The sequence below is a fragment of the Flexivirga lutea genome (assembly GCF_054778955.1).
The window spans coordinates 33,454-60,143 of sequence record NZ_BAAGZB010000006.1 but is presented as its reverse complement, the minus strand read 5'-3'; the positions used below and the strand labels follow the sequence as shown (position 1 = coordinate 60,143).

Below are 26,690 nucleotides of genomic sequence, written 5' to 3'. Positions count from 1 at the left end.
AGAGGCTCCCCGTAGCGGCGCAGCAGGAGCGGGCGACGGGTCAGCGGGAGTAGTTGGGGGCCTCGACGATGCCCTGGACGTCGTGCGGGTGGGACTCCTTGAGGCCGGCCGTCGTGATGCGCACGAACCGGCCGCGCTCCTGGAGCTCCGGCACGGTGTTGGCGCCGACGTAGAACATCGACTGGTGCAGCCCGCCGACCAGCTGGTGGATCACGTTGCCGAGCGGTCCGCGGTAGGGCACGCGGCCCTCGATGCCCTCGGGCACGATCTCGTCGTCGCTGGCCACGTCGGCCTGGAAGTAGCGGTCCTTGGAGAACGACTTCTTGCCGCGGGAGGCCATCGCGCCCAGCGAGCCCATCCCCCGGTAGGTCTTGAACTGCTTGCCCGCGACCAGCATCAGGTCGCCCGGGGATTCCTCGCAGCCGGCGAGCAGCGAGCCCAGCATCACCGAATCAGCGCCGGCCACAAGGGCTTTGGCGATGTCACCGGAGAACTGCAGACCACCGTCTCCGACGAGTGGGACGCCGGCCGGCTTGCAGGCCAGGGAGGCCTCGTGGATGGCGGTCACCTGTGGGACGCCCACGCCGGCGACGACGCGCGTGGTGCAGATCGAGCCAGGGCCGACGCCGACCTTGACGCCGTCGACGCCCGCCTCGACGAGCGCCGCAGCACCCTCGCGCGTGGCGACGTTGCCGCCGAGGATCTGCACGTGCCTGGTCGCCGGGTCCGACTTCAGCTTGCGGATCATGTCCAGCATCAGGCGCGCGTGACCGTTGGCCACATCGGGCACCAGCACGTCCACGCCCGCCTCCACCAGAGTGGTCGCGCGCTCCCACGCATCGCCGAAGTAACCGATCGCCGCCGCGACCAGCAGTCGCCCGTCGGCGTCGTAGGAGGCGTAGGGGAACTGCTCGGACTTCACGAAGTCCTTGACGGTGATGAGGCCGGCCAGCTTGCCGTTGTCGTCGACCAGCGGCAGCCGCTCGCGCTTGTGCTGTCGCAGCAGCGCCGTGGCGTCCTCCCGACTGATGCCGACCGGGCCGGTGACCAGCGGCGCGGAGGTCATCACCTCCGAGACCTTGGTGGTCGCCCACTCCGCCACCGGGGTGAACCGCAGGTCGCGGTTGGTGATGATGCCGATCAGTCGGTTGTCGAGGTCGACCACGGGCAGACCGGACACGCGGTAGCGACCGCAGGTCTCGTCCAGCTCCTCCAGCGTTGCGTCGGGGCCGATGGTGACCGGGTTGGAAATGATGCCGGTCTGGGTGCGCTTGACCAGGTCGACCTGCTCGGCCTGATCGGCGATGGACAGGTTGCGGTGCAGCACACCGATGCCGCCCTGCCGGGCCATCGCGATCGCCATCCGGGCCTCGGTGACGGTGTCCATCGCGGCTGACACCAGGGGCACGCGCAGGCTGATCTCGCGGGTGAGCCTGCTGGTCGTGTCGACTTCGCTGGGGATGACGTCGGTCTCGCCGGGCAGCAGCAGCACGTCGTCGTAGGTCAGCCCGAGCTGACCGAACTTGGCCGGGACCTCAGAGGAAGCATGAGTCGAAGGATCGGATGATGGAACGGGTGCGGGCGACTCCTCGAATGCCATTTTCAAAGTGTAGAAGGCCGCCCGCGCAGCCGACACAGAAGGTCAGCGACCACCGCCGCCGGCGGCACTGGACGACCCGCTGCTCGGAGACGTCGCGCGCGGCGTGCCCGACGTCGTGCCGGGCGAGGTGGTGGAGGACAACGTCGGCGGGGTGCTCGAGGCGCTCGGCGGCCGAGTGCTCGTCGACGGAGTGCTCGAGGAGGTGGACGAGGTGCCCGACGGCGGACGCGGCGGCGCGGGTGGCGGGTAGGTCGGCTGCGTGCTCGTGCTGGAAGTGGACGAGGGCCGAGTCGGGGTGGCGCTCGACGAAGCGCTGGACGAACCCGACGACGTCGACGAACTCGAGGAGCCGGAAGGGCTCGACACGCTCGAGGACGAGCCGGACGTGGTCGACGACGGCGAGCCGGCGGAGGTGCTGATCGGCCACTTCGGGGTCGCGCTGCGGCCCGGGGGGTGCGCCGGCGGCATGATCGCGCCGGGCAGCACCCGCTCGCTGACGGTGACCGAGGGGACGGCGCTGCTGGTGGCGGAGGCGCTGCCGGGGGGTGGTGCAGCCGTGGACACGGCGGTGGGCAGGGCCTCGTCGGTGCTGGTGGGCCCGGCGGCGCCCGAACCGAAGTCGGCGCTGCGGTGCACGAAACCCATCTGCGCCACGACCCGCGAGATCGCCGGCACTCCGCCCACGGCGGCCGCCACACCGGAGATGGACAGGGCCGCGACGGTGACGGCCGCGACGACGCCGACCCGTGCCGGGCCTCGCCGGGAGCGGGCATAACGCCCGGCGGCCGCCGGGCGGTCGGGTGCGTCGATGTCGGACACCCACTGGCTGAGCGCGTCGCCGGCGGCGTCCCGCCGGCGCGGCGGTTTGCGTCCGCCGAGCGCGTCCAGCAATTCGTCGTCGCGGCGTATGTCGTCGATGCTCGGAGTCACAGCTGGTCCTGCTCGTCCTCGAGGAATCGCCGTAGCCGGCCGAGGGCGCGGTGCTGCGCCACGCGTATGGCGCCGGCGGACATGCCCAGCGCGTCGGCGGTCTCCTCGGCGGACAGGCCCACCGCGACCCGCAGGGTGAGGATCTCGCGGTGCTGCGGCGACAGCCGGTCCAGCAGCGCCCACACACGCGTGGACTGCTCGCCGGTGAGGGCACACTCCTCCGGGCCCGGCGCCTGGTCCACCGTCTCCGGGATCTCGTCGGTCGGCGTGGGACGTCGGATGGTGCCCCGTTGCACGTCGGCGACCTTGTTGGCCGCGATGCGGTAGACGAAGGCCTCGAACGGAGCACCGCGGTCGGCGTAGCGGGGCAGGGCGGTGAGCACGGCCACGCACACCTCCTGCGCCGCATCGGCCGCGGCATCGGCGGCAGCCGAGAAGCGCCCCAGCTTGCCCCGCGCGTAACGCACGGCCAGCTGGTGCACGGCTGCCATCAGCTCATTGGTGGCGGCCGCATCTCCCTCTCGCGCAGCCGCTGCCAGGTCGCGCAACGGAGTGTGCGCGTCCGACGGTGACATCGGCACGGGCCGGGAAAATGTTACGGGGGCAGCGTGGAAGGCTCCGGCCGGAATCTCCTGGCCGGCAGTGGATCGTGGAGTCCCCGAGCTCACGTCGTCCCAACGTCCGGTTGCCGAACGCCCCGCGACCGCGGGGCTCCTCTCAGGGTAGGTCGTCCCGACCGCTCCCGCCCACCCCACCGGGAATTCGGCAGCTTCTGCGATGAAGTCGCAGCACAACGCGAGCGGTGCCCGGGCGAAGCGCTTGCTTCGTCCGGGCACCGTCGTGTCGCACTCCCCGGTCGGCGACCGGGACGTGGATCGAGGTCAGTGACCGTGGCCGTGGCCGGCCTCGGGCTCCTCGTCCTCCTTCTTGTCCACGACGAGGGTGTCGGTGGTCAGGACCATCGACGCGATCGACGCGGCGTTGCGCAGTGCGGAGCGGGTGACCTTCACCGGGTCGATGACGCCCTGCTTGATCAGGTCGCCGTACTCGCCGGTGGCGGCGTTGAGGCCGCTGCCCACCGGCTGCTCCTGCACGCGGGCCACGGCGACGTAGCCCTCCAGGCCGGCGTTCTCGGCGATCCAGCGCAGCGGCTCGACGGTGGCCTTGGCGATGAGCGCGGCACCGGTGGCCTCGTCACCTTCCAGGTCCAGCTTCTGCACGACGCTCGAGGCGTGCACCAGGGCCGAGCCACCGCCGGCGACGATGCCCTCCTCGATGGCCGCGCGGGTCGCCGAGATGGCGTCCTCGATGCGGTGCTTCTTCTCCTTGAGCTCCACCTCGGTGTGGGCGCCGACCTGGATGACGCAGACACCGCCGGCCAGCTTGGCCAGGCGCTCCTGCAGCTTCTCGCGGTCCCAGTCGGAGTCGGTGCGCTCGATCTCCGCCTTGAGCTCCTTGACGCGGCCACCGACGGCCTCGGCGTCGCCCTGACCGTCGACGATCGTGGCGGTGTCCTTGGTGACGACGACCCGACGGGCCTGACCCAGCATGTCCAGGTCGACCTGGTCGAGCTTGAGGCCGACCTCCTCGGCAATGACCTGACCACCGGTGAGGATGGCGATGTCCTGCAGCATGGCCTTGCGGCGGTCGCCGAAGCCCGGCGCCTTCACCGCGACGACGTTGAAGGTGCCGCGGATCTTGTTGACCACCAGGGTGGACAGTGCCTCGCCGTCGATGTCCTCGGCGATGATCAGCAGCGGCTTGCCGGCCTGGACGACCTTCTCCAGCAGCGGCAGGACGTCGGCGATCGCCGAGATCTTGCCCTGGTTGATCAGCACGTAGGCGTCCTCGAGGACGGCCTCCATGCGCTCGGTGTCGGTGACGAAGTAGGGAGAGATGTAGCCCTTGTCGAACTGCATGCCCTCGGTGAACTCCAGCGCGGTCTCGGCGGTGGAGGACTCCTCGACGGTGATGACACCGTCCTTGCCGACCTTGTCGAAGGCCTCGGCGATCAGGCCGCCGATCGTCTGGTCCTGCGCGGACAGAGCGGCGACCTGGGAGATCTCTTCCTTGCCCTCCAGCTCGCGAGCGTCGGCGAGCAGCTGCTCGCTGATCGCGTCGACGGCCTTGTCGATGCCGCGCTTGAGCGCGGCCGGGCCGGCGCCCGCGGCGACGTTGCGCAGGCCCTCGCGGACCATGGCCTGGGCCAGCACGGTCGCGGTGGTGGTGCCGTCACCGGCGATGTCGTTGGTCTTGGTGGCGACTTCCTTCGCCAGCTGCGCGCCGAGGTTCTCGTAGGAGTCCTCCAGCTCGACCTCACGGGCGATGGTCACGCCATCGTTGGTGATGGTCGGGGCGCCCCACTTCTTGTCGATGACGACGTTGCGGCCCTTGGGACCGAGCGTCACCTTGACGGCGTTGGCGAGGGCGTCGACGCCCCGCTCGAGCGCCTTGCGCGCGGAGTCGTTGAACTCCAGTTCCTTTGCCATGGTTGGCCTTTCGTCTATCGGGGAGCGTATGACGATGCCCTAGCCCTACCTGATGGCGGGCTAGGGCGCGTCATACGCACAATGCGTGGGGTCTTACTTCTGGACGACTGCGAGGACGTCGCGGGCCGAGAGGATGAGCAGCTCCTCACCGGAGTACTTCACCTCGGTGCCGCCGTACTTGGAGTAGATGACGCGGTCGCCGACAGCGACGTCCAGCGGAACGCGCTGACCGTTGTCGTCGATGCGGCCGGGACCGATGGCCAGGACCTCGCCCTCCTGGGGCTTCTCCTTGGCGGTGTCCGGGATGACCAGGCCGGAGGCGGTGGTCTGCTCGGCCTCGACGGACTTGACGACGATGCGGTCCTCGAGCGGCTTGATGTTCACCGACACGGTGTGACCTTCCTGTTCAGGGGCCCGACAAACGGGCCGTGGTTGCGTGCCCTGGATCCAGTGCTCGTCACGTCGTGGGCGCCGTCGCGGGGGTCGACCACGAAATGCGGTTGGCACTGTCCCAGGTAGAGTGCCAGCACTGAATCTATGCGTTCGTTAGCACTCATGCAACTCGAGTGCCAAATGTCGTCACGACGGCTTCACCACGCCTTCACGACGGCTTCACGACGGCTTCATGATGAGCCCGCGCGACGTCGGCTCAGCCGAACGGCAGCGTCGCGGCGGGCGGCGCGTGCGATGGATCGACACCGTCGAACAGGCTGCTGACCGACTCACCGGCATGGATCCGGGCGATCGCCTCGGCGAACAACTCCGCGACCGAACGCACTTGCAATTGCGGCCAGTTCGCCGGCGTCGGCACCGTGTCGGTGGTGACGACCTGACGGATCAGCGGATGCCCGGACAGCCGCTCCACCGCCGGGCCGACGAAGAGCCCGTGGGTGCAGGCGATGTCCGCGGAGGTACAGCCGCGCTCCCCCAGCCGGTCCAGCAGCTCCACGACGGACCCGCCCGTCGAGATCTCGTCGTCGAGCACGATCGCCCGCTTGCCGTCGACGTCGCCGACGATGGTGTCGATGACGACCTTGTCGTCCGAGATGCGCTTCTTGGACCCGGCCGCCACCGGCAGGCCGAGCAGCCGGGCGAACTGCTGCGCCGTCTTGGCGTTGCCGAAGTCCGGCGACACGATCACCGCGTCGCTCAGGTCGTCACCGGCGCGGAAGTGTTGCGCCAGCTCCCCGATCGCGGTCAGGTGGTCGACCGGCGTCGAAAAGAAACCGTGCACCTGCGGTGCGTGCAACGCCATGGTGATCACCCGGTGCACCCCGGCCGCGGCAAGCAGGTCGGCCACCAGCCGGCCGCCCAGCGAGATCCGCGAGGCGTCCTTCTTGTCCGAGCGGGCGTAGGCGAAATAGGGAATGACGGCGGTGATGCGCTCGGCCGACGCGCCGCGCGCGGCGTCGATCATCAGCAGCAGCTCCATCAGGTGATCCTGCGTCGGCGGCACCAGCGGTTGCACCAGGTAGACGTCGCGCTGGCGGCAGTTGGCGAGCAACTGGGCCTGCAGGCAGTCGTTGCTGAAGCGCTTCAGCTCGACATACGACCGCGGCACCCCCAGGTGGGTGCAGATGCTGTCGGCGAGGGCGGGGTGGGCTGATCCGGAGAAGACGACGATCTCGCGCACGGGCGGCCTTCCATGGGACGGATGCGGTTCGCAGTTCGACTCTACTGACCAGATGCCCGCCCGGAGAACTGCTGGAGCCGCTCGGTCGAACCGGTGATCACCAGCTGATCGCCCTTGCCGATGACCGTCTCCGGCCGGGCGTCCGCGAACGCCCCGCCGGGATGCTTCACGGCCACGACCGTGACGCCGTACTTGCCGCGCAGGTTGAGCTCGGCGAGCGTCTTATCCGCGAACTTGGCCGAGCACGCCATCCGACCGATGCCGAAGCCGCTCTCCAGCTCGAAGTAGTCGGTCAGCGAGCCGACCAGCAGCCGCCCGATGCGGGCGCCCATCTCGCGTTCGGGCAGCACGACATGGTGGGCGCCGATCCGTTGCAGGATGCGCGCGTGCTGCTTGGTCATCGCCTTGGCCCAGATGCTCGGCACGCCGAGGTCGGCAAGGTTGGCGGTGGTCAGGATGCTGGCCTCCAGGTTGGACCCGATGGCCACGACGGCTCGCTCGAAGTCCCCGGCGCCGATCTGCCGCAGTGCCTCGATGTCGGTGGTGTCGGCCTGGACGACGTGGGTGAACTCGTCGGACCAGCGCTGCACCAGCTCCAGGGAGTGGTCGACCGCCTCGACGTCCCAGTCCTGTTCGGTGAGGGTCGCCGCGACCGCGGTGCCGAACCTGCCGAGGCCGATGACCAGCACGCTGTGCTCGTCCAGCGCGGCGTGACGCCGTTTAGCCGACAATGGGGAACTCCTCCGGTAGTTGGTAGCGCCGCTTGCTGCGGCGCATGGCCAGTGCCGTGCCGACAGTCATCGTGCCGACTCGGCCGATGAACATCAACGCGATCAGCACGAAGTGCGCCGCCTCCGGCAGCCGGCCGGTGAGGCCGGCGGACAGCCCGGTGGTGGAGAACGCCGAGATCGTCTCGAACAGCACCAGCTGCATCGGTTGCTTGCTGAGCGTCAGGATGACGATCATTCCGACCATGACGGTGCCGACACCGAGCAGCGCCACCGTGAGCGCCTGCCGCTGCACCGCCGTCGGTATGGCGCGGCGGCCCACCCGGGCCTGCGGCTCGCCGCGGACCTCGGAGATGATCACGGCGCCGAGCAGGAAGAAGGTCGACACCTTGATGCCGCCGGAGGTGCCGGCACTGCCGCCGCCGATGAACATCAGCACGTAGTTGATCGCCATCGTCTCCGGGCGCACCTGGGTGTAATCGACCGTGTTGAAGCCGGCCGTGCGGGGGAAGACGGCACCGCCGATGGAGTTCCACAAAGTATCGGTGAAGCCCAGCGGACCCAGGGTCGCCGGATTGTGCGACTCGAAGGCCAGGAACGCCGCCAGGCCGACGAGGAAGAGGATCACCGAGCCGTAGACCGTCAACCGCGTGTGCATCGACCACTGCTTGGGCCGACGCCGGCGCATCAGCTCGAACCACACCGGGTAGCCGAGTCCGCCGATGAAGACGCCGCCGCACAGCATCGCCAGCACCCACGGGTCGCCCGCGAACTTCGCCGCACCCTGCGTGTACAGCGTGAAACCGGCGTTGTTCACCGCAGACACGGCGTGGAAGACGCCCTCCCACGCTGCCCGGCCGGTGCTCTCGCCATACGAGAACCGCAGCCGCAGCGTCAGCAGCACCGCCAACAGCGCCTCGAGCAACAGATAGAACCGCACGATGACCCGGATCATCGACCGTGCATGGGCCGGCGAGTCGGTGTGCGAGTCCGCCTGGGCGGCGAGCGTGCCCTCGATGCCCATCCGGCCGTGGAGCAACTGCAGCAACCGTGCGGACAGGGTGACGATCCCGAGGCCGCCGGCCTGGACCAGCAGCAGGATCACCACGTGACCCCACGGGATTCCAATAGGTGGCCACGTCGACCGGCGACATACCGGTGATGCAGGTCGCGCTGGCCGCGGTGAACAGCGCCGTGCCGAACGCGGCCTTCCCCTCCCCCGACGTGGTGAACGGCAACGTCAGCAGCAGGGTGCCGATCGTCACCGTGATCGCGTAGAAGACGACAACCGTCCGCGCCGGACCGAATCGAAGCCGCTTCATGCGGGACACTTAACCGCATGAGAGGTGTGCACGGTGCCCCGACCGCGCGGAGTGATGCCCGGTGACGCCCGCCCTGCTGGCCCGGTTGGTCAGTGGCGAGGGCGCGGCTCTGCTGGCGTCCCTGCCGCCGTATGACGAGGCGGCCGCGTTCACGCTGGCCGACCGGCTGCGTGCCGAGGGTTTCGATGCCGACCTGGTCGCTGCCGCGCTGACCCAGTCCCGGCTGCGGGCGCGCGGCGAGCGCAAGTTCGGCAGTGCGGCGCACGGCATGCTCTTCACCGTCGACGGGCTGGAGCAGGCGACCCGCCGTCAGATCGCCCAGCTGCACGCGCGACGGTTCAGCGCGTCGGGCACCCGCCAGGTCTTCGACCTGGGTTGCGGAGTCGGCGCGGACGCACGCGCCTTCGCCGTCGCCGGCCTGCGGGTCACCGCGGTCGACGCGGACGAGGTCACTGCGGGGGTCGCGGAATTCAACCTGCGTTCGTGGGCGCACGCGAAGGTGCGCCACGGCCTGGCCGAGCACGTCTCCGTCCCCACGGCGCAGGCCGCCCGGACCATCGGTGTCTGGCTGGACCCGGCGCGCCGCACGCCGGGGGTGAGCGACCTGCAGGGGCGGACGCGACGGACCTTCCGGCTCGATCAGCTGGCCCCCTCCTGGGACCTGGTGCGCGAGCTGGGCGCGGCCACCGCCGCGGCGGGCGTCAAACTCTCCCCCTCCTTCCCGCACGCGGCTATCCCGCTGGGTACCCAGGCGCAGTGGACGTCCTACGACGGCGAAGTCCTGGAGTGTGTGCTGTGGTGGAACGACGCCGCGTGGGACACGGGTCGGTCGGCGGTCGTGGTCAGTGACCAGTTCGCGCACGAGGTGCTCGAGCGCGACGCGACCGGCGCCAACCCCGAGCCGGCGCGGCTGGACCGGTTGCACGGTTTCCTCTACGAGGCCGACCGGGCGGTCATCCGCGCCGGTCTGGGCGGGGCCCTGGTCCGCCGGGTCGACGGCGCCGAACTCGACACCGGCATCGGCATCGTCACTTCACCGCGCGACGTGGTCGTGCCGTGGGCGAAGAAGTATGCCGTGAGCGACGCCATTCCGTTCAACCTCAAGGCACTTCGCTCCTGGATCCGCGACCACCGGATCGGCCGGCTCACCATCAAGAAGAAGGGCGCCTCGGTGGATCCGGTGCAGCTGCGGCGGCAGCTGCGGTTGAAGGGTGACAACGAGGCGACCATCCTGGTCACCCGGGTCGGCGGGGCCCAGGCCGTGCTGATGCTGGCGCCCGTTCGGTGAGTTACGGTCGTCCGGTGCCAGCTCCCCGACACGTCGCCCGCGCCGTCAGCGCCGGTGCCGTCGCAGCACTGGTCATCACGGGATGCTCGTCCGGGTCGGGCGGGCAGGCGTCCGGCAGCGCGACCCGGTCCACGCCCGCCGTAGCTTCCACGTCGGCGCGTGGCAGCGCAGCGACGTCCAGCACCGCACCATCGGCCACACCGACGAGGCCCGCGACGAAGTCCGCCACCGCCCCGAGCGTGACCTCGCTCGCACCGTCGCCGTCCCGCAGCTGCGTCCAGCGCACCTACACCGCACTGTCGCCTGCGCAGCGGGTGGGGCAGTTGCTGATGGTCGGGCTGGACGGCGGCTCCCCGGCCGCTGCGGACGACGGGCTGATCGCGGCACACCATGTCGGCAACATCATTTATCTCGGCGGCTGGTCCGGCGGTGTGTCGCGGGTGCGCGCCACATCGGAGCATCTGCAGTCCCAAGCCGGTCCGGCGGCCACGGGCGGGGTGCCGTTGTTGATCGCCGCCGACCAGGAAGGCGGCGCAGTGCAGCAGTTGCGCGGCACCGGGTTCACTCCGCTGGTCTCGGCATTGCAACAGGGCCGCATGAGTCCGCAGCAGCGCACGGCATACGGCGCACTGATCGGCCGGCAGCTCAAGGCGGCCGGCGTCAACCTCAACCTTGCCCCGGTGGCCGACACCGTGCCGGCCGCGAAGGGCGCCTCCAACGCACCCATCGGGAAGTTCGACCGCGAATACGGACACGACCCGGCGACCGTCGCCGCATCGGTCGGCAACGTCGTCCACGGCTTGCAGCGCAGCGGTGTCGGCGCAACCGTCAAGCACTTCCCGGGACTCGGTCGCATCACCGGCAACACCGACGTCACGACCGACGGCACGACCGACACCCGCACCACGTCGACCGACAGTTACCTCAGACCGTTCGCTGCCGGCATCGAGGCAGGTGCGGGCGCGGTGATGATGTCCTCGGCCCGCTACGCCAGGATCGACCCGGCCCACCGCGCCACCTTCTCCCGCAAGATCGTCACCGAGCTGCTCCGGCAGCAACTCGGCTGGCACGGAGTCGTCATCACCGACGACATGAACGCCGTTGCCGTGCGGGCGATCCCGGTCGGGCAGCGCGCCGTGCGATTCGTCGCCGCGGGCGGCGACATCGTCCTGACCGGCAACGCCGCGGACACCGGACCGATGCTGCAGGCGCTCACTGCCCGTGCGTCGTCGGACACCACGTTCGCCGGTCAGGTCGAGCAGTCGGTCAAACGGGTGCTCGCCCTCAAGCAGCGCCTCGGCCTGTTGTCCTGTTGACGCGCGCTGGTCGAATGCGGCCGAGGAACGAGGCCGGGTATCGGGACCGAGCGTTACGACGCCTTGGTCCGGCTCACCGGCATCGACGAATCAGCCGGCAGATCCAGCGAACTCGGCACCAGCCCACGCTGCACCATCTGTGATCCGAGGGCCGCGACCATCGCGCCGTTGTCCGTGCACAGCCGCACGCGAGGCACTCGCAGGCTGATCCCTGCCGCGTCGCAACGCTCCTGCGCCATCGCCCGCAGTCGGCTGTTGGCGGTGACACCGCCGCCGATCTGCAGGTCGTGTACGCCGTACTCCCGGCAGGCGTCGATCGCCTTGCGCGTCAGGACGTCGGCGACGGCCTCGTTGAAGCTCGCGGCGACGTCCGCGACGGGGACCGGCTCGCCCGACGCCTCGCGTTCCTGCACCCAACGGACCACCGCGGTCTTCAGGCCGGAGAAGGAGTAGTCGAAGCGGTGGCGCTCCATGTCCTTGCGGGAGGTCAGCCCGCGCGGGAAGCGGATCGCGCTCGGGTCTCCGTCGGCGGCTGCGCGCTCGATGTGCGGACCCCCGGGGTAGGGCAGCCCCAGCACGCGGGCGACCTTGTCGAACGCCTCACCGGCCGCGTCGTCGATCGTGCCGCCGAGCTCCACCACGTCCGAGGCGATGTCGCGCACCAGCAACAGATTCGTGTGGCCGCCCGAGACCAGCAGCGCCATGGTAGGTTCGGGCAGCGGGCCGTGGTCGAGGACGTCCGCGCACACGTGCGCGGCCAGGTGGTTGACGCCGTACAGCGGCTTGTCGAGCGCCCACGCGAGCGCCTTCGCGGACGCGACACCGACCATCAGTGCCCCGGCGAGGCCGGGCCCGGAGGTCACCGCGATCGCGTCCACGTCGCGCAGCTGCTGACCGGACTCCTCGCAGGCCCGCCGGATGGTGGGCAGCAGGGCTTCCAGATGCGCCCGGCTGGCAACCTCGGGCACCACGCCGCCGAATCGCGCGTGCTGGTCGACGCTGCTGGCCACGGCGTCCGCGAGCAGCGTGTTGCCGCGCACGAACGCCACGCCCGTCTCGTCGCAGGAACTCTCGACACCGAGGATCAGTGGTTCGTTCATGAGCGGTCCCCCACGAGATGTGCGCGCATGATGTGCGCGTCGACGTTGTCCGGGCGGTAGTAGCCGCGCCGGGTCCGGATGTGTTCGAAACCGCTGCGCAGATAGAGGTTCCGGGCGGCTTCGTTGTCCGCTCGCACCTCGAGCAGCAGTGCCTCGGCACCGCTCTCGCGCGCCTGGGTGCGCAGCCGGTCCAGCAGAGTGCGGCCGAGGCCATGACCTTGCCGGCCGGGGGCGACGGCGATCGTCATGACGTCGGCCGTCGGTCCGGCGCAGTCGATGCCGCCGTAGCCGACGATCGTGTCGCCGTCGGTCGCCACGGTGTAGCGGCGTCGTGGCCGCCCGGCGAGCTCGGACCACCAGGACGGCGCCGACCACGCGTCGTGCTCGAAGAGCTGCTCCTCCAGCGCGGTGAGCTGCTCGATGTCCGGCCACTGCATGTCCCGCAGCCGCACCGTCATCGCGACTGCACCGTCATCGCGACTGCACCGTCATCGCGGCAGCACCGACTTCTGCGCGGTCGCCGGCGTGGCATCCGGCTGCCGCAGGTAGAGCGGCTGCACGGGGAGCAGGTCGCGGCCGGCCGCCAGCTGCTGCACGGCGTATGACGCCACGCTGCCCGCCGGCACGTCCGACGGCGGCAGCGCCGCCGCGAACGCGTCGGGGTAGAGCATGGGTCCGCGTCCGGCGGCCGGCAGCGACCGGATCTGTGCGGGCAGCTCGGCGGGGCGGCCCACCTGCGGCATACCCGAGACCCGCTCCACGAGGCCATCGGCGGCCCGGTAACGCGCCCAGTAGATCTCCTTGCGGCGCGCATCGGTGGCGACGACGAAGTCGGCCGGAGCGTTGCGGCCGGACATGACGGCGTGGGCGAGCGCGTCGAGGCTGCATACGCCGTGCACCGGCAGGTCGAGCGCCAGCCCGAGCGTCACGGCCGTCGCCAGCCCGACACGCAACCCGGTGAACGGCCCGGGCCCGACACCGACCGCGACCGCGGTGAGATCCGCCGGGACGCGCCCGGCCGCGGCCACGACCGCGGAGATCATCGGGGTGAGGGTCTCGGCGTGACGCCGGGAGTCGGCCACGGAGTCCTCGGCGAGGACGTGTTTCCCGTCGTGCAGGGCGACGGTCACGGCCGAGGAGGCAGTGTCGAGAGCGAGCAAGAGCACCGCACAAGGGTACGGCGGGTCGCCCGCTCAGTCCGCAGAGAGGTGCTCGGCCAGCGCCTGGAATCGGGCGCCGGTGGGCAGCACCGTGACCACCCGGGCCGCGCCGTCCGGCTCCAGCAGCAGCTCCAGGTGCTCCTCGGCCAGTTCCTCGGCCAGTCCGGCACCCCATTCGACGACCGTGACGGAGTCGGCGACGTCGGCGTCCAGGTCGAGGTCGTCCAGCTCGTCCGAGCCGCCCAGCCGGTAGGCGTCCACGTGCACCAGCGAGGGACCGCCGACGAGGGATGGGTGTATCCGTGAGATCACGAAGGTCGGCGAGGTGATCGGGCCACGCACGCCGAGACCGGCGGCGATGCCCTGTGTCAGCGTGGTCTTGCCGGCGCCCAGCCCGCCGGTCAGCACCAGCAGGTCTCCCGCGCGCAGCAGTGCGCCGAGCCGAGCGCCCCATCGCTGCGTGGCGTCGGCGTCCTGCAGCCGGATCCGGACGGTCATCGACTCTCCTTCGCTCCGAGCGGACGATCGCCCCGAGTGGCGGACACCGAACGCTCGGCGCGTTCGAGGAACGCCAGCAGTTCGGCGTCGAGCAGGTCGGGCGCCTCCAGGGGCAGCACGTGACCGGCTCCCTGGACGGCCACGAGTTCGGCACCCGGCAGCGTCGTCGCGAGTCGTTCACCGTGCGCGATGGGGGTCATCCGGTCGCGGGTGCCGTGCACGATCAGGGTCTCGACGCCTTCGAAGGCCGCGAGCGCCTCGATGCGATCGTGCTCCATCAGCGTCGGCAGGAACGCGCCGATGACGTGCAGGCGCGTGCCGAAGATCATCTCGGCCACCTCGCGCACGACGTCCTTGGGCACCGGGCCGCCGAACGAATACCGATGCACCAGAGCGGATTCGACGTTCCGGCCGAGCAGCCGCGCCGTGTTGAACATGCCCTGTCGTTTGTCGACCCGAGCGACCGCGGCGGGTCCCAGCCGGTGCACGACACCGCCCAGCTGCTTTCCCAGCCCGAAGTTCACCTCCGACAGGCCGCCGGCGCTGGTGCCGATCAGGGCGACCCCGGCGACCCGGTCGCGGATCAGCTGCGGATGCTGCTCGGCCAGCGCCATCAGCGCCATACCGCCCATCGAGTGGCCGACCAGGACGAGGTGGCCCTCGGGCGTGGTCTGCTCGATCACGGTCGCCAGGTCGCGACCGAGCTGGGCGATCGTGTATGTCGTGTCGTCACCCTCGCCGGATCTGCCGTGGCCACGCAGATCCGGGCAGACGACCCGATAGCCCGCCTCGTGGACGACGCGGCGCTGTTGTGCCCAGATGGCGTGACTGTGCGCGTAGCCGTGGACGAGCAGCACCGTGGTGGCGCGATCCTTCCCGAATTCCGTTGCGGGTCCCGCCGGTTCATCGATCTCGACATACAGTGGCACACCGTCGTCCGCGACGACGACGGTGCCGCGCTGCTCGAGTTCGGGGTCGTCCAGCACGTCGGCCGGGTCGGGCCGGGTACGTCGGGCCCGGACCACCCGATCGGTCGCCAGGCCCGCAGCAGTGGCCACTCCGGCGGCGGCGACCCCGATGCCCAGACCGATCAGTCCACGACGGCCGCTCATCGGCACGCCCCGGTGATCTCGCGGGCAGTGGCCCTCATTGTTCGCCGAGGTAGATGCGCGGCAGCCGGGAACTCATCCGGGCGACGATCTCGTAGCTGATCGTGTCGGTGGCCTCGGCCCAGTCCTGGGCCGTGGGTCCGCCGTCCGCCCCGTTGCCGAAGAGCACCACCTCGTCACCCGCTTGGACCGGTAGGTCGCCGACGTCCACGACGAACTGGTCCATGCACACCCGTCCGGCGACGGTGAACCGCTCACCGCGCACCTGCACCGGCCCCTTGGACGAGGCGGCGCGGGGCACACCGTCGGCGTACCCGCACGGTACGTCGATCAGCGTGGTCTCTCGCGGTGTGACGTAGGTGTGACCGTAGCTGACTCCCTGACCCGCCGGAACTCGTTTGGCGACAGTGACATTCGCGGTCATCGTCATGGCCGGGATCAGGTCGAAACGGGACGGGCCGCCGATGTCGGGCACCGGTGAGAGTCCGTAGACCGCCAGACCGGGGCGCACCATGTCCCACGCGGCGCCGGGGGTGGTCAGTGTCGCCGCCGAGTTGGACATGTGCCGGACCTCGAGGGCGAAACCGGCCCGCTCGCAGTCGGCGACGGCGTCGGCGAACCGGACCTGCTGCGCTGGCACGGTCGGGTGGTGCGGCACGTCGGCGCACGCGAAGTGCGTGAACACCCCGGTCACCGTGATGGTTCCGTCCGCGACGTGCCGCTGGGCGGCCTCCACCAGCCGCGGCCAGTCGGGTCCGAAGGCGCCGTTGCGGGCGAGCCCGGTGTCCACCTTGAGTTGTACGCGGGCGGTCTTGCCGACCTGTCGGGCGGCCGCGGCGACCGCGTCGACCTCCCAGACCGCCGGCACGCCGATGTCGATGTCGGCGGTGACCGCCGGGGCGAAATCGATGCCGGGTGCGTGCAACCAGCTGAGCAGGGGGGCGGTCACACCCGCGTTGCGCAGGGCGAGCGCCTCGTGCAGCTGTGCGACGCCGAGCCAGTGCGCTCCGCCGCGCAGTGCCGCCCGCGCGCTGGGGATGAGACCGTGGCCGTACGCGTCGCCCTTGACGACGGCCATCACCATCGCGTCACCGGCGTGGCGTTGCAGCACCCCGACGTTGTGTGCGATCGCATCGAGGTCCACCGTCACGCGAGCGGGAACGGCACCGAGCAGATGTGGAATGTGGGCGTTCACAGGGGCAAGTGTGGCACTTGGTGTTCGTCGGCACCGGAGGTGCTCGATCCGACCGGCCGCAGAGAGGGCGTGGGGTGGCTCAGCCGGGGAGGCGCAACAGGTGGGCAACCGACCGGCCGATCTCGTGCGCGATGTCCATGGCGCGCACCGGCCCACCCGGGTTGGCGCGGTCCCCTGCCACGCCGTGGGCGAGCGCCGCGAGAGCCCCGGCGCGCAGCGGGTCGAGGCCGGCGGCGAGCAGCGCGCCGCACACGCCGCCGAGCACGTCGCCGCTGCCGGCCGTGGCCAGCCAGGCCGGTCCGTCGGCCTGGGTGTGAATGGGCAGCCCGCTGTCGGTCGGCGGCACCACGGCGGTCACCGCCCCCTTGATCAGCACCGTGCACCGCATGCGGTCCGCGACGGCTCGAGCCACCACGGTCGGTGCCCGGTGCACGTCGTCGGCCGACAGGTCGCCGCCGTCGGCGTCCCGCTGACCGACCCCGGGATGAGCGGTAGCCGGCAGGTCGGAGCGTCCGACCCCGATCCGCCGGGCGAGCCGCAGCAGTTCCCCGGCGTGCGGGGTGAGCAGGGTCGGCGCCGTACGCGGACCGTCCAGCAGGTCGAGTCCGCCCGCGTCGAGCACCACCGGCAGGTCGGACGCCAGGGCGTCGCGCGCGGCGGACAGCTGCTCCTCGGACGCGTCGTCGAGGTCCATGCCGGAGCCGATCAGCCACGCCTGCACCCGGCCGACGCCGAACACTGCCTCCGGCACCGCCTGCCGCAGCAGGCCGGCGGGCACGTCGGGACCGACATACCGCACCATCCCAACACCCGCCGTCACTGCTGCGGTCACTGACATCAGGGCGGCGCCGGTGTAGTGCTCTCCCCCGGTGATCACCCCGAGCACGCCGCGCGAGTACTTGTCGTCGCCCGGGGCCGGCACCGGCCACAGCCCGGCGACGTCGGTGTGCGAAAGCCTTTGCACCGCAGGGTTTTCCGGCTCCGGAACGCCGATGTCGAGCACCGTGAGCAACCCAACCGCCTGCTCGGTCGCCGGCATGAGGTGGACCGGCTTGGCCAGGCTGAAGGTGACCGTCTCGTCGGCGTAGATCGCGTCGCTGCCGACCTCGCCGGCGGGGTCGGCTCCGGACGGGAGGTCGACGGCCAGCACGAGCGCGTCCTCGGCGATGAGGTCGGGCAGGTCGCACAGGTGCTCCGGTAGGCCGGGGCGGCCGCCGATGCCCAGGATGCCGTCGATGACCAGGTCCGCCGCGGCCAGCGCCGCACGTATGTCGGGTGCCGCCTGGCCGCTGCGCCATTCGAGGACGCCCGTCCCGGCGTCCCGTGCCGCGGCCAGCGCCTGCTCGTGCGTGCGCGCGCCGACCAGGATCGCCGTGACCTCGGCGCCGTCGCCGGCCAGCTGTGCCCCGGCATAGAGTGCGTCGCCGCCGTTGTCCCCGCTGCCGGCGAGCAGCACGACCCGACCGGCGTGCTCCTCGGCCAGCCGCGCAGCGGCCACCCGGGCCAGTCCGGTCGCGGCACGCTGCATCAGCTCACCGTCGGGCAGTGTCGCCCGCACGGCGTCCTCGGCAGCACGGACGGCGGGCACGTCATACGCCCGAAGCATCATGGGACTCCTCAGCTCTCCGCCACCACCACCGCGGACGCGATGCCCGCGTCGTGCGAGATGGACAGGTGCCACGAGCGTATGCCGAGCTCGTCCGCTCGTGCCCGGACCGACCCCTGGAGCTGCCACGACGGCTTGCCGAGGGCGTCCTTGACGACGATCGCATCGGTCCAGTGCAGCCCGACCGGAGCGCCCAGCGCCTTGGCGAGGGCCTCCTTGGCCGCGAAACGGCCGGCGAGCGAGTGCGGCGGCAGGTCACGTTCGGACTCGGCGAACAGTCGCTCCGCCAGCCGTGGCGTGGCCTCGAGCTTGGCGCTGAACCGCGCCACGTCCACCACGTCGATGCCGACGCCGACGATCACGAGCCCTCGATCTGGATACGGCGAACGCGCGTCCTCATTCGACCGTCACCGACTTGGCCAGGTTGCGCGGCTGGTCGACGTCCAGCCCCTTGGCGTTGGCCAGCTCCATCGCGAAGACCTGCAACGGCACCGCGGTCAGCAGCGGCTGCAGCATCGGCGAGGTGCGCGGGACCCGGATCACCTCGTCGGCGAACGGCTCGACCGCGGTGTCGCCGTCCTGGGCGATGACGATGGTGCGCGCACCCCGGGCCCGGATCTCCTGGATGTTGGACACGACCTTGCCGTGCAGGCCGTGCGGCGTGTCCGGACCGGGCACCACGATGAACACCGGCTGCCCCGGCTCGATCAATGCGATCGGCCCGTGCTTCAGCTCCCCGGCCGCGAAACCCTCGGCATGGATGTAGGCCAGCTCCTTGAGCTTGAGCGCACCTTCGAGGGCGATCGGGAAGCCGACGTGCCGGCCGAGGAAGAGCACCGAGCGGGTGTCCGCCATGAAGCGGGCGATCTCCCGGACCCGATCCAGGTTCTCCAGCACCTCGGCGATGCGGTCCGGTGCCTCCTGCAGCTCCGCGAGCACCGCGCGCGCGTCGTCGGCATACGAATGCCCGCGCAGTTGGGCCAGGTAGAGGCCCAGCAGGTAGCAGGCGGTGATCTGGGCCAGGAAACCCTTCGTCGAGGCGACGGCGATCTCCGGTCCAGCGTGCGTATAGAGCACGGCGTCGGACTCCCGCGGGATGGTCGCGCCGTGGGTGTTGCAGATGGACACCGTCAGCGCACCCAGATCACGCGCGTGCTTGACCGCCATCAGGGTGTCCATCGTCTCGCCCGACTGGCTGATCGACACCACCAGCGTGCGTCCGTCGACGATCGGGTCGCAGTAGCGGAACTCGTGCGCCAGGGCCACCTCGACGGGGATGCGCGTCCAGTGCTCGATCGCGTACTTGGCGACCATCCCGGCGTAGGCCGCGGTGCCGCACGCGACGAAGGTGATCCGGTCGACGTCGCGCAGCTGCTGCTCGGAGATGCGTAGTTCGTCGAGCACCAGCGCACCCGTCTCGTCGGTGCGACCCAGCAGCGTGTCGGCGACGGCCTGCGGCTGCTCGTGGATCTCCTTCTCCATGAACCACTGGTGACCGCCCTTCTCGGCGGCCGCGGCGTCCCAGTCGACGTGGAAAGTCTTGCCCCGTGCCGACTCACCGTCGAAACCGATGACGCGGACCTCGTCCGGCGTGATGGTGACGATCTGGTCCTGCTCCAGCTCCATCGCCTCGCGCGTGTAGCCGATGAACGCGGCGACGTCGGAGCCCAGGAAGTTCTCGCCGTCGCCGAGGCCCACCACCAGCGGGCTGTTGCGGCGGGCGCCGACGACGACACCGGGCTGATCAGCGTGTATGGCGAGCAGCGTGAACGCACCCTCCAGCCGTGCCACCACCGCGAGCATCGCGGCGGTCAGATCACCGTCGTAGGCGCGTGCCAGCAGGTGCGCGACCACCTCGGTGTCGGTCTCCGAGGCGAACTCGACGCCGGCCTCGATCAATTCGGTGCGCAGTGCGTGGAAGTTCTCGATGATGCCGTTGTGGATCAGCGCCAGCTTGCCGTCCGGGCCGCCCAGGTGCGGGTGCGCGTTGGCGTCGGTCGGCCCGCCGTGGGTGGCCCAGCGGGTGTGGCCGATCGCGGTGCGCGAGGACTGCAACGGGTGCTGACCGATCTCGCCGACGAGGTTGGCGAGCTTGCCCGCCCGCTTGCGGCTCTCCACCTCGCCGCCGGCCAGCAGGGCGATGCCGGCTGAGTCGTAGCCGCGGTATTCCAACCGCGCCAGACCTTCCATGACCACGGCCTGCGCCCGATCGCTGACCCGTGAGCCGACATACCCGACGATTCCACACATGCGCCCCATTGAACCCGATCCGTACGGCGCCGGGTGGAACCGCCCCGTCTGCCCGGGCTGCGAACGGACGACACCCGATTCGTGGACAATGGCGGGCGTGTCTCGCAGCCGCACTCCTGTCACCTCCCCTTTCGTCGAGTTCGACCGGGCCGCCTGGGCGGGGTTGCGTGACTCCCATCCGATGAGCCTGACGGCCGAGGACGTCCGCCGATTGCGCAGCACCGGCGACCGCTTGGACCTGCCGGAGGTGGAGGACATCTACCTGCCGCTGTCCCGGCTGCTCAACATCTATGTGGCGGCCACCGGCCGGCTGCACCGGGTCACCACCGACTTCCTGGACGAGCGGCCGGCACGCACACCGTTCGTGATCGGCATCGCCGGGTCGGTGGCGGTCGGCAAGTCGACCACGGCCCGGATCCTGCGCGAACTGCTGGCGCGCTGGCCGGGCACGCCACGGGTCGACCTGGTGACGACCGATGGATTCCTCTTCCCGAATGCCGAGCTCGAGCGACGAGACCTGCTGCAGCGCAAGGGCTTCCCGGAGTCCTACGACCGGCGCAAACTCATCCGCTTCCTGACCGAGGTCAAGTCCGGAGCGCCGCGTGTCAGCGCGCCGGTCTACTCACACCTGACCTACGACATCGTGCCGGGCGAGCAGATCGTGCTCGAGCAACCGGACGTGCTGATCGTCGAAGGGCTCAACGTGCTGCAGCCCTCAGCCCTGACCACCGACCAGCGCGGCACGCTGGCCGTGTCGGACTTCTTCGACTTCTCGGTCTACGTCGATGCGCGCGAGGAGCACATCAAGCAGTGGTATGTCGAGCGCTTCCTGCGCTGGCGGCAGACCGCATTCGCCGATCCCGGTGCTTACTTCCACCGGTATGCCGCACTGACCGACGAGCAGGCCGTCGAACGCGCCGGGCAGATCTGGGAGACGACCAACGGGCCGAACCTGCGGCAGAACGTCGCGCCGACCCGTAGCCGGGCGACCTTGGTGCTGCGCAAGGATTCCGGTCACAACGTGACGCGGGTCCGGCTGCGCAAGATCTGACCGGTCGCGCGCGTCGTCAGCGCTTCTCGGACGGCTTCGAGAACTCCGCCCGATCCTCGACGTACCCGTCCTCGACGTTGTCGTCCGCGTTGTCGTCCGCGCCCTCGTCCGCGTCGTCGTCGAACATGTGCTCCACGTCGTCGACCGACATGGTGTCGGCGTCGTCCTCGTCATACGCAGCGTCGTCGAGTGCCTCGGCGCGCCGGGTGCGCACCCACAGCAGGAGCCAGCCGCCCGCGAAGACGGCGGCGACCACGAGCGCGAGCAGCACGCCGCCGAAGACCTGGTAGAGCAGGTGCGAGACGCCGTTCGCCGGGACCGAGCCCTTGTCCTTGTTGTCGAAGGTCGGTGCCTGACGGTCGCCCCACGTGGCGCCGAGCCCGCCCGCGACCGCGATGAGCACCACCGCGACGGCCCAGTAGACCGCCACGAACCATCGCTTGTGCAGGAGCATGGTGTCCAAAATAGCCCGTCGATCGGATCTGTCCGAAGGAACGCTTCCGTCGGCGATTCGTGGGTGTGTCATGTCGGGCTCCCCGCGACATACTCGGGGCAGCTACGGCGGGGTCCCCAGGAAGTATGCGGAGGAGCGAAGGCAGGGTCCCCCAGGAAGTATTCGCAGGAGCGAAGCGGAGGAGAAACTTCCTGGGGTGCCGAAGCGGAGGAGAACTTCGTGGGGTGACTAGTACCAGCCGGTGGCCTGCGAGTGACCCCAGGCGCCGCAGGGCGAACCGTAGGTCGCCTTGATGTACCCGAGCCCCCAGCGGATCTGCGTCGCCGGGTTGGTCTGCCAGTCGGCACCGGCGCTGGCCATCTTCGAGCCGGGCAGGGACTGCGGGATGCCGTAAGCACCCGAGGAGGGATTGGTGGCGTTCGCGCGCCAGCCCGACTCGCGGTTCCACAGGCTGACCAGGCAGCTCATCTGTCCCTGGTCCCAGCCGTAGGACGACAACATGGCGGCGGCATACGCCTGGGGGCTGCCGCCGAAGCTCGCGGCCGGGGGCCGGGTGGTGTCGCGCGAGGTCTGCGCCTTCTCCCGGCTGGCTGCGGCCTTCTGCTTCGCGGCCTTCTTCGCGGCCGCCTTCTTGTCGCTGGCGGCCTGCTGGGCGGCGCGTGCGCTGGCCCGCGCGGCGCTCTGCAACTTGTCGGCGGCGGCGGCGCGTGCTGCGGCGGCGGACCGCGACTTCGCGTCGGCGCTCTTGCGGGCGCTCACGGCCTGCTGGGCGGCTGCGAGTTGGGCCTGCGCATCCGTGGCCACACCGGAATCCGCGGCATTCAGTGCGGTGGAGGCCGCGGGGACGCCGAGCACCAGGTGAGCTTGCGCGGAGCCGGTCGCCGTGGCGCTGGCGGTCGCCGCCGTGGAGTAGGCCGCTGCCGCGAGGGAGACGGTCGAGATCGCTGCTGTTGCTGCAACGGCCGGCCGGCGGAGTGCGCCGATTCCTGTGTCGCGACGGGCGCGGTGACGTCCCACGGGACGAGACATGAAGCAGCAGCCTTTCGGGGGGAGACATGACGAACGCGCCCGCAGGAGTCCCGGCACAGCGATGCGACAGCACCATGAGGTCCTGTCGCATCGCTCTGCCGCACTCGAGGGTGCCTGATCCTCACGTGGAGGACCCGGCCCACGAAGCCCTTGCGGGCGCCGTATGTCGAGCGCGTCTGCAGGTACGTTATCCCGAAGTATGCCCGAGCGTTACCGAAACGAGATATTCGGGGTCAAAAGATCTTGCGGCCGTGGGCCGTCAGCTCTCCGGTCCTTCCAGCAGATCGGTCACCAGAGCGGCGATCGGACTGCGTTCGCTGCGGTGCAGGGTGACGTGGCCGAACAGCGGGTGGCCCTTCAGTTTCTCGATGACGGCAGCGACTCCGTCGTGCCGGCCGACACGCAGGTTGTCGCGCTGAGCCACGTCGTGGGTCAGCACGATCCGGGAGTTCTGGCCGATGCGGGACAGCACGGTCAGCAGCACGCCGCGCTCCAGCGACTGCGCCTCGTCCACGACGACGAAGGCGTCGTGCAGCGACCGGCCACGGATGTGGGTCAACGGCAGCACCTCGAGCAGACCGCGGTCCATTACTTCCTCGGTCACCTCACGCGAGACCACGGCACCCAGGGTGTCGAAGACCGCCTGGGCCCACGGGCCCATCTTCTCGTTCTCGGTGCCGGGCAGATAGCCCAGTTCCTGGCCGCCGACGGCATACAGAGGACGGAAGACGATCACTTTGCTGTGCTGGCGGCGCTCCATCACCGCTTCCAGGCCCGCGCACAGTGCGAGCGCCGACTTGCCGGTGCCGGCCCGGCCGCCGAGGCTGACGATGCCGACGTCCGGGTCGAGCAACAGGTCCAGTGCGATGCGTTGTTCGGCGGACCGGCCGTGCAGCCCGAAGGCGTCGCGGTCGCCGCGGACCAGCCGCACCGACTTGTCCGCCATCACCCGGCCGAGTGCGCTGCTGCTGCCGGCACCGAGCATCACCACGCCGGTGTTGGTCGGCAGGTCGGCGGCCGCCGGGATCTCGGCCCGGCCCTCGTCATACAGCCGGTCGAGGATCTCCGGCGCGACATCGAGTTCGGTGGTGCCGGTCCAGCCCGAGTCCACGGCGAGCTCGGCGCGGTATTCCTCCGCGGACAACCCGACCGCGGAGGCCTTCACCCGCATCGGCATGTCCTTGCTGACGACGGTCACGTCGTGACCCTCGTTGGCCAGGTTGCGGGCCACCGCCAGGATCCGGGTGTCGTTGTCCCCCAGCCGGAATCCGCTCGGCAGCGACTGGGGATCGCTGTGGTTCAACTCGACCCGCAGGGTGCCACCGTCACCGATCGGCACCGGCGCATCGAGCCGGCCGTGCGTGGCGCGCAGGTCGTCGAGCAGCCGCAACGCCGAACGTGCGAAGTAGCCGAGCTCGGGATGGTGGCGTTTGGCCTCCAACTCCGTCACGACGACCACCGGCAGCACGACCTTGTGCTCGGCGAAGCGGGTCATCGCCCGCGGGTCGGACAGCAACACCGACGTGTCGAGCACGTAGGTGCGGACGCCGCTGGAGGTGGACGTGGAGGTGGACGTGCCGCTGGACCTGTCGGTGGACGCCGAAGGGGAGGGCTGGGAGCTGGTAGCCATGACGATCTCCTCCTGTCACGCGGCATGTGTCGCCGTGTGACCTACTCTCGGACCAAGTGCCGGGACCGCGCCCCGAGGGGCCGGTGCCGGCCCTTCGTCCGGAGCGAAGCTCGCTCCATCTGGGCCTCCCGAACGCAGTGCGGGGATCGCAGCTGCGTCACCGCCGACACTTCCCGAAAATCCGTCCGCCATCCCGTCGACACGCCGCCGATCCCGGGGCAAATTCCGCAGATGTGTCCACGGCGCTGTCCCACAGATCACCTGGGCCACAACTGTCACAGCTGTGGGGGCGCGGCGCCGGGAGTATGCCGATCGCGCGCCATACACCGCGATCGGCATGGTCGACGGAAACTCGATTGCCGTCGCCCGTCCCGCACTGCTGGACTGCGGGCATGACCCGCCCCGTGCTGCCCGCTCCCCTCGACCCCGGCGACCGAGTGGCGGTGCTGTCGCCGAGCTGGGCTGCGCCCGCGCATTTCCCCGCCGTCCACGAGCGGGCGTTGCAGCGGCTGCGCGACGACTTCGACCTGGAACCCGTCGAGTTTCCGACCACCCGGCGCGATGCCGGCGCGGCCGATCGTGCTGCGGACATCAACGCGGCGTTCGGCGACCCACCGATCAAGGCGGTGCTGGCCACCATCGGCGGCGAAGACCAGCTGACCGTGCTCAAGCACCTCGACGCCGACCTCATCCGGTCGCATCCGAAGCGGTTCCTCGGCTACAGCGACAACACCAACGTATTGAACTTCCTGTGGTTCCACGGCATCGCCGGCATCCACGGCGGGTCGACGCAGGTGCACCTCGGGCCGGTCCCGGACCGACTGCACCTGGACTCGCTACGCGTCGCCCTCTTCGGCGGCGACATCGTGCTGACCCCACCGGACCGCACCCGCGACGTCGGCATCCGCTGGGACGATCCGCGCGCGCTCACCGATGCGGCATCCGACATCCCGGCCGAACCGTGGACCTGGAGCGGCCCGCAGCGCAGCGTCACCGGACCGACCTGGGGCGGGTGTTTGGAGATCGTCGAGTGGACCCTGGCGACGAACCGGTGGATGCGCCCGGTCGCCGACTACGCGGGCGCGGTGCTGCTGCTCGAACCACACGAGGAACTGCCCACCCCCGAACAGAACTACCGGCTGCTGCGCACCATCGGCGAGCGCGGTCTGCTGGATGCTGCAGCGGCGCTGTTGTGGGGGCGGCCGCCGGTCAGCGATCACGAGCACCCGGTCACCGAGCAGGCCGCGTCGCAGTTGCGGTCCGAGCACCGCGACTGCGTGCTGCGTGCTGTCGCGGAGTACAACCCCGACCTCGTCGTGGCACTTGACGTCGACTTCGGGCACACCAGCCCCCAGCTGCTCCTGCCGTATGGCGGGAACGTCACCGTCGACGGCGCCTCGCAACAGATCACGGCCCATTTCGGCTGACGCCACCCCGGCTCAGCGGGCCGCAGGGCCGCCCTGCGGCGGCTGCTACTTGCCGAGACGACGGTCGCGCACGGCATACGCACGCAGCGCGCGGAGGAAGTCGACCTTGCGGAAATCGGGCCAGTAGGCCTCGCAGAAGTAGAACTCCGAGTGCGCGCTCTGCCACAGCAGGAAACCACCCAGCCGCTGCTCGCCCGAGGTGCGGATCACCAGATCGGGGTCGGGCTGACCCTTGGTGTAGAGGTGTTCGGCGATGTGCTCCACGTCGAGGGTCTCGGCCAGCTCCTCCAGGGAGGTGCCGCGGGCCGCGTGCTCCTGGAGCATCGCCCGCACCGCGTCGGCGATCTCGCGGCGGCCGCCATACCCGACCGCGACGTTGACGATCATCCCGTCGACCCCGGCGGTGGAGTCAGCGGCGTGCTTGAGCACCTGGGCCGTGGAGTCCGGCAACAGATCCAACGCACCTACCGGGTGCAGTCGCCAGCGCTGCTCGGCGGCCAGTCCCTCCACGGCGCCCTCGATGATGCCGAGCAGCGGCGTGAGTTCGGCCTGCGAGCGGTTGAGGTTGTCGGTGGACAGCAGCCAGAGCGTCACGACCTCGACGCCGGCCTCCTCACACCAGTCCAACAGGGGCTTGATGTTGTCCGCGCCCGCCTGATGACCGTCCTTGGTGGCCGCACCGCGGGCCTTCGCCCAGCGCCGGTTGCCGTCCAGCATCACACCGACGTGCCGCGGGAGGTTCTGCTCGGGGAGGGACTTGCGCACGTGTCGCTCATATGCGAGATAGAGCAGATCGCTCATGCGCATCGGCCGGCCCCCACCTTCCTCGTCGTCGGGCGTGCAGACCACCAGAGTATGCCGAGGCGTCGGTCACA

General features: G+C 70.4%; 28 protein-coding genes. 7 read left to right on the top strand and 21 right to left on the bottom strand.

The window, feature by feature from the left end; all coding sequences use genetic code 11:
* Nucleotides 1-40: 40 nt before the first annotated feature.
* Nucleotides 41-1,600 (bottom strand): IMP dehydrogenase, encoded by a 1,560-nt coding sequence (gene guaB / locus ACYVBN_RS17315; RefSeq protein WP_460601592.1) that lies wholly within the window; start codon nt 1,598-1,600, stop codon nt 41-43.
* Nucleotides 1,601-1,703: 103 nt separating this feature from the next.
* Here guaB and ACYVBN_RS17310 point away from each other — a divergent pair, with 103 nt between their 5' ends.
* Together ACYVBN_RS17310 and ACYVBN_RS17305 are read left to right on the top strand one after the other, a co-directional pair.
* Entirely contained in the window at nt 1,704-1,850 is a 147-nt protein-coding gene (locus tag ACYVBN_RS17310; protein ID WP_460601591.1) for a hypothetical protein, read from the top strand.
* A 9-nt stretch (nt 1,851-1,859) separates the two neighbouring features.
* Nucleotides 1,860-2,375, top strand: coding sequence for a hypothetical protein (locus tag ACYVBN_RS17305; RefSeq protein WP_460601590.1), 516 nt, complete (start codon nt 1,860-1,862; stop codon nt 2,373-2,375).
* A 151-nt stretch (nt 2,376-2,526) separates the two neighbouring features.
* Here ACYVBN_RS17305 and shbA read toward each other — a convergent pair whose 3' ends face one another.
* From shbA to ACYVBN_RS17275, 6 genes are all read right to left on the bottom strand, one after another.
* Nucleotides 2,527-3,105, bottom strand: coding sequence for an RNA polymerase sigma factor ShbA (gene shbA / locus ACYVBN_RS17300; RefSeq protein WP_440282159.1), 579 nt, complete (start codon nt 3,103-3,105; stop codon nt 2,527-2,529).
* A gap of 306 nt (nt 3,106-3,411) precedes the next feature.
* A complete protein-coding gene (gene groL, locus ACYVBN_RS17295; RefSeq protein WP_440282147.1) occupies nt 3,412-5,019 on the bottom strand; it encodes a chaperonin GroEL in 1,608 nt (535 codons plus the stop codon).
* Between the two features lie 93 nt (nt 5,020-5,112).
* Entirely contained in the window at nt 5,113-5,409 is a 297-nt protein-coding gene (gene groES / locus ACYVBN_RS17290; protein WP_440282148.1) for a co-chaperone GroES, read from the bottom strand.
* Between the two features lie 259 nt (nt 5,410-5,668).
* On the bottom strand, nt 5,669-6,652 hold the full coding sequence (locus tag ACYVBN_RS17285; RefSeq protein ID WP_460601589.1) for a ribose-phosphate diphosphokinase: 984 nt from the start codon (nt 6,650-6,652) through the stop codon (nt 5,669-5,671).
* Nucleotides 6,653-6,693: 41 nt separating this feature from the next.
* Complete coding sequence (locus tag ACYVBN_RS17280) at nt 6,694-7,383, bottom strand: potassium channel family protein (RefSeq protein WP_460601588.1); 690 nt, start codon at nt 7,381-7,383, stop codon at nt 6,694-6,696.
* Nucleotides 7,373-8,488 carry a TrkH family potassium uptake protein gene (locus ACYVBN_RS17275; RefSeq protein ID WP_460601587.1) on the bottom strand — a complete coding sequence of 372 codons (1,116 nt, stop codon included), beginning with the start codon at nt 8,486-8,488 and terminating at the stop codon, nt 7,373-7,375. The genes ACYVBN_RS17280 and ACYVBN_RS17275 overlap by 11 nt, the downstream gene beginning before the upstream one ends.
* 23 nt (nt 8,489-8,511) lie before the next feature.
* On the opposite strand from ACYVBN_RS17275, the gene ACYVBN_RS17270 reads away from it, so the two are divergent.
* The gene (locus tag ACYVBN_RS17270; RefSeq protein ID WP_460601586.1) at nt 8,512-8,658 is read left to right on the top strand and encodes a hypothetical protein; all 147 of its coding nucleotides are present in this window, start codon (nt 8,512-8,514) and stop codon (nt 8,656-8,658) included.
* A 105-nt stretch (nt 8,659-8,763) separates the two neighbouring features.
* Complete coding sequence (locus tag ACYVBN_RS17265; RefSeq protein WP_460601585.1) at nt 8,764-9,990, top strand: class I SAM-dependent methyltransferase; 1,227 nt, start codon at nt 8,764-8,766, stop codon at nt 9,988-9,990.
* 1 nt (nt 9,991) lies between these two features.
* On the opposite strand, the gene ACYVBN_RS17260 is transcribed toward ACYVBN_RS17265, so the two are convergent.
* Entirely contained in the window at nt 9,992-10,219 is a 228-nt protein-coding gene (locus ACYVBN_RS17260; RefSeq protein WP_460601584.1) for a hypothetical protein, read from the bottom strand.
* A 10-nt stretch (nt 10,220-10,229) separates the two neighbouring features.
* Between ACYVBN_RS17260 and ACYVBN_RS17255 the strand changes: the two genes are divergently transcribed.
* The gene (locus ACYVBN_RS17255) at nt 10,230-11,306 is read left to right on the top strand and encodes a glycoside hydrolase family 3 protein (RefSeq protein ID WP_460601583.1); all 1,077 of its coding nucleotides are present in this window, start codon (nt 10,230-10,232) and stop codon (nt 11,304-11,306) included.
* 53 nt (nt 11,307-11,359) lie between these two features.
* Here the strand turns inward: ACYVBN_RS17255 and tsaD are convergent, their stop codons facing one another.
* From tsaD to glmS, 9 genes are all read right to left on the bottom strand, one after another.
* A complete protein-coding gene (gene tsaD / locus ACYVBN_RS17250; RefSeq protein ID WP_440282153.1) occupies nt 11,360-12,406 on the bottom strand; it encodes a tRNA (adenosine(37)-N6)-threonylcarbamoyltransferase complex transferase subunit TsaD in 1,047 nt (348 codons plus the stop codon).
* Nucleotides 12,403-12,864, bottom strand: coding sequence for a GNAT family protein (gene rimI / locus ACYVBN_RS17245; RefSeq protein ID WP_460601582.1), 462 nt, complete (start codon nt 12,862-12,864; stop codon nt 12,403-12,405). Before rimI ends, tsaD begins: the two co-directional genes overlap by 4 nt.
* Before the next feature lie 30 nt (nt 12,865-12,894).
* A complete protein-coding gene (gene tsaB / locus ACYVBN_RS17240) occupies nt 12,895-13,572 on the bottom strand; it encodes a tRNA threonylcarbamoyladenosine biosynthesis protein TsaB (RefSeq protein ID WP_460601581.1) in 678 nt (225 codons plus the stop codon).
* A gap of 27 nt (nt 13,573-13,599) precedes the next feature.
* Nucleotides 13,600-14,064, bottom strand: coding sequence for a tRNA (adenosine(37)-N6)-threonylcarbamoyltransferase complex ATPase subunit type 1 TsaE (gene tsaE, locus ACYVBN_RS17235; RefSeq protein ID WP_460601580.1), 465 nt, complete (start codon nt 14,062-14,064; stop codon nt 13,600-13,602).
* Entirely contained in the window at nt 14,061-15,176 is a 1,116-nt protein-coding gene (locus ACYVBN_RS17230; protein WP_460601579.1) for an alpha/beta fold hydrolase, read from the bottom strand. Before ACYVBN_RS17230 ends, tsaE begins: the two co-directional genes overlap by 4 nt.
* A gap of 34 nt (nt 15,177-15,210) precedes the next feature.
* On the bottom strand, nt 15,211-16,368 hold the full coding sequence (alr, locus tag ACYVBN_RS17225) for an alanine racemase (protein ID WP_460601578.1): 1,158 nt from the start codon (nt 16,366-16,368) through the stop codon (nt 15,211-15,213).
* A 79-nt stretch (nt 16,369-16,447) separates the two neighbouring features.
* On the bottom strand, nt 16,448-17,977 hold the full coding sequence (locus ACYVBN_RS17220; protein ID WP_460601577.1) for a bifunctional ADP-dependent NAD(P)H-hydrate dehydratase/NAD(P)H-hydrate epimerase: 1,530 nt from the start codon (nt 17,975-17,977) through the stop codon (nt 16,448-16,450).
* An 8-nt stretch (nt 17,978-17,985) separates the two neighbouring features.
* The gene (locus tag ACYVBN_RS17215) at nt 17,986-18,336 is read right to left on the bottom strand and encodes a holo-ACP synthase (RefSeq protein ID WP_460601576.1); all 351 of its coding nucleotides are present in this window, start codon (nt 18,334-18,336) and stop codon (nt 17,986-17,988) included.
* A gap of 34 nt (nt 18,337-18,370) precedes the next feature.
* Nucleotides 18,371-20,224 (bottom strand): glutamine--fructose-6-phosphate transaminase (isomerizing), encoded by a 1,854-nt coding sequence (gene glmS / locus ACYVBN_RS17210; RefSeq protein ID WP_460601575.1) that lies wholly within the window; start codon nt 20,222-20,224, stop codon nt 18,371-18,373.
* 88 nt (nt 20,225-20,312) lie between these two features.
* Between glmS and coaA the strand changes: the two genes are divergently transcribed.
* Nucleotides 20,313-21,275, top strand: coding sequence for a type I pantothenate kinase (gene coaA / locus ACYVBN_RS17205; RefSeq protein WP_460601708.1), 963 nt, complete (start codon nt 20,313-20,315; stop codon nt 21,273-21,275).
* A gap of 16 nt (nt 21,276-21,291) precedes the next feature.
* On the opposite strand, the gene ACYVBN_RS17200 is transcribed toward coaA, so the two are convergent.
* From ACYVBN_RS17200 to ACYVBN_RS17190, 3 genes are all read right to left on the bottom strand, one after another.
* Nucleotides 21,292-21,729 (bottom strand): hypothetical protein, encoded by a 438-nt coding sequence (locus ACYVBN_RS17200; RefSeq protein WP_460601574.1) that lies wholly within the window; start codon nt 21,727-21,729, stop codon nt 21,292-21,294.
* A 228-nt stretch (nt 21,730-21,957) separates the two neighbouring features.
* The gene (locus ACYVBN_RS17195) at nt 21,958-22,758 is read right to left on the bottom strand and encodes an aggregation-promoting factor C-terminal-like domain-containing protein (protein WP_460601573.1); all 801 of its coding nucleotides are present in this window, start codon (nt 22,756-22,758) and stop codon (nt 21,958-21,960) included.
* Between the two features lie 259 nt (nt 22,759-23,017).
* The gene (locus ACYVBN_RS17190) at nt 23,018-24,253 is read right to left on the bottom strand and encodes a PhoH family protein (RefSeq protein ID WP_460601707.1); all 1,236 of its coding nucleotides are present in this window, start codon (nt 24,251-24,253) and stop codon (nt 23,018-23,020) included.
* A gap of 527 nt (nt 24,254-24,780) precedes the next feature.
* On the opposite strand from ACYVBN_RS17190, the gene ACYVBN_RS17185 reads away from it, so the two are divergent.
* Nucleotides 24,781-25,815 (top strand): S66 peptidase family protein, encoded by a 1,035-nt coding sequence (locus ACYVBN_RS17185; RefSeq protein WP_460601572.1) that lies wholly within the window; start codon nt 24,781-24,783, stop codon nt 25,813-25,815.
* Nucleotides 25,816-25,860: 45 nt separating this feature from the next.
* Here ACYVBN_RS17185 and ACYVBN_RS17180 read toward each other — a convergent pair whose 3' ends face one another.
* Entirely contained in the window at nt 25,861-26,622 is a 762-nt protein-coding gene (locus tag ACYVBN_RS17180) for an isoprenyl transferase (protein ID WP_440282457.1), read from the bottom strand.
* Between the last annotated feature and the right edge of the window lie 68 nt (nt 26,623-26,690).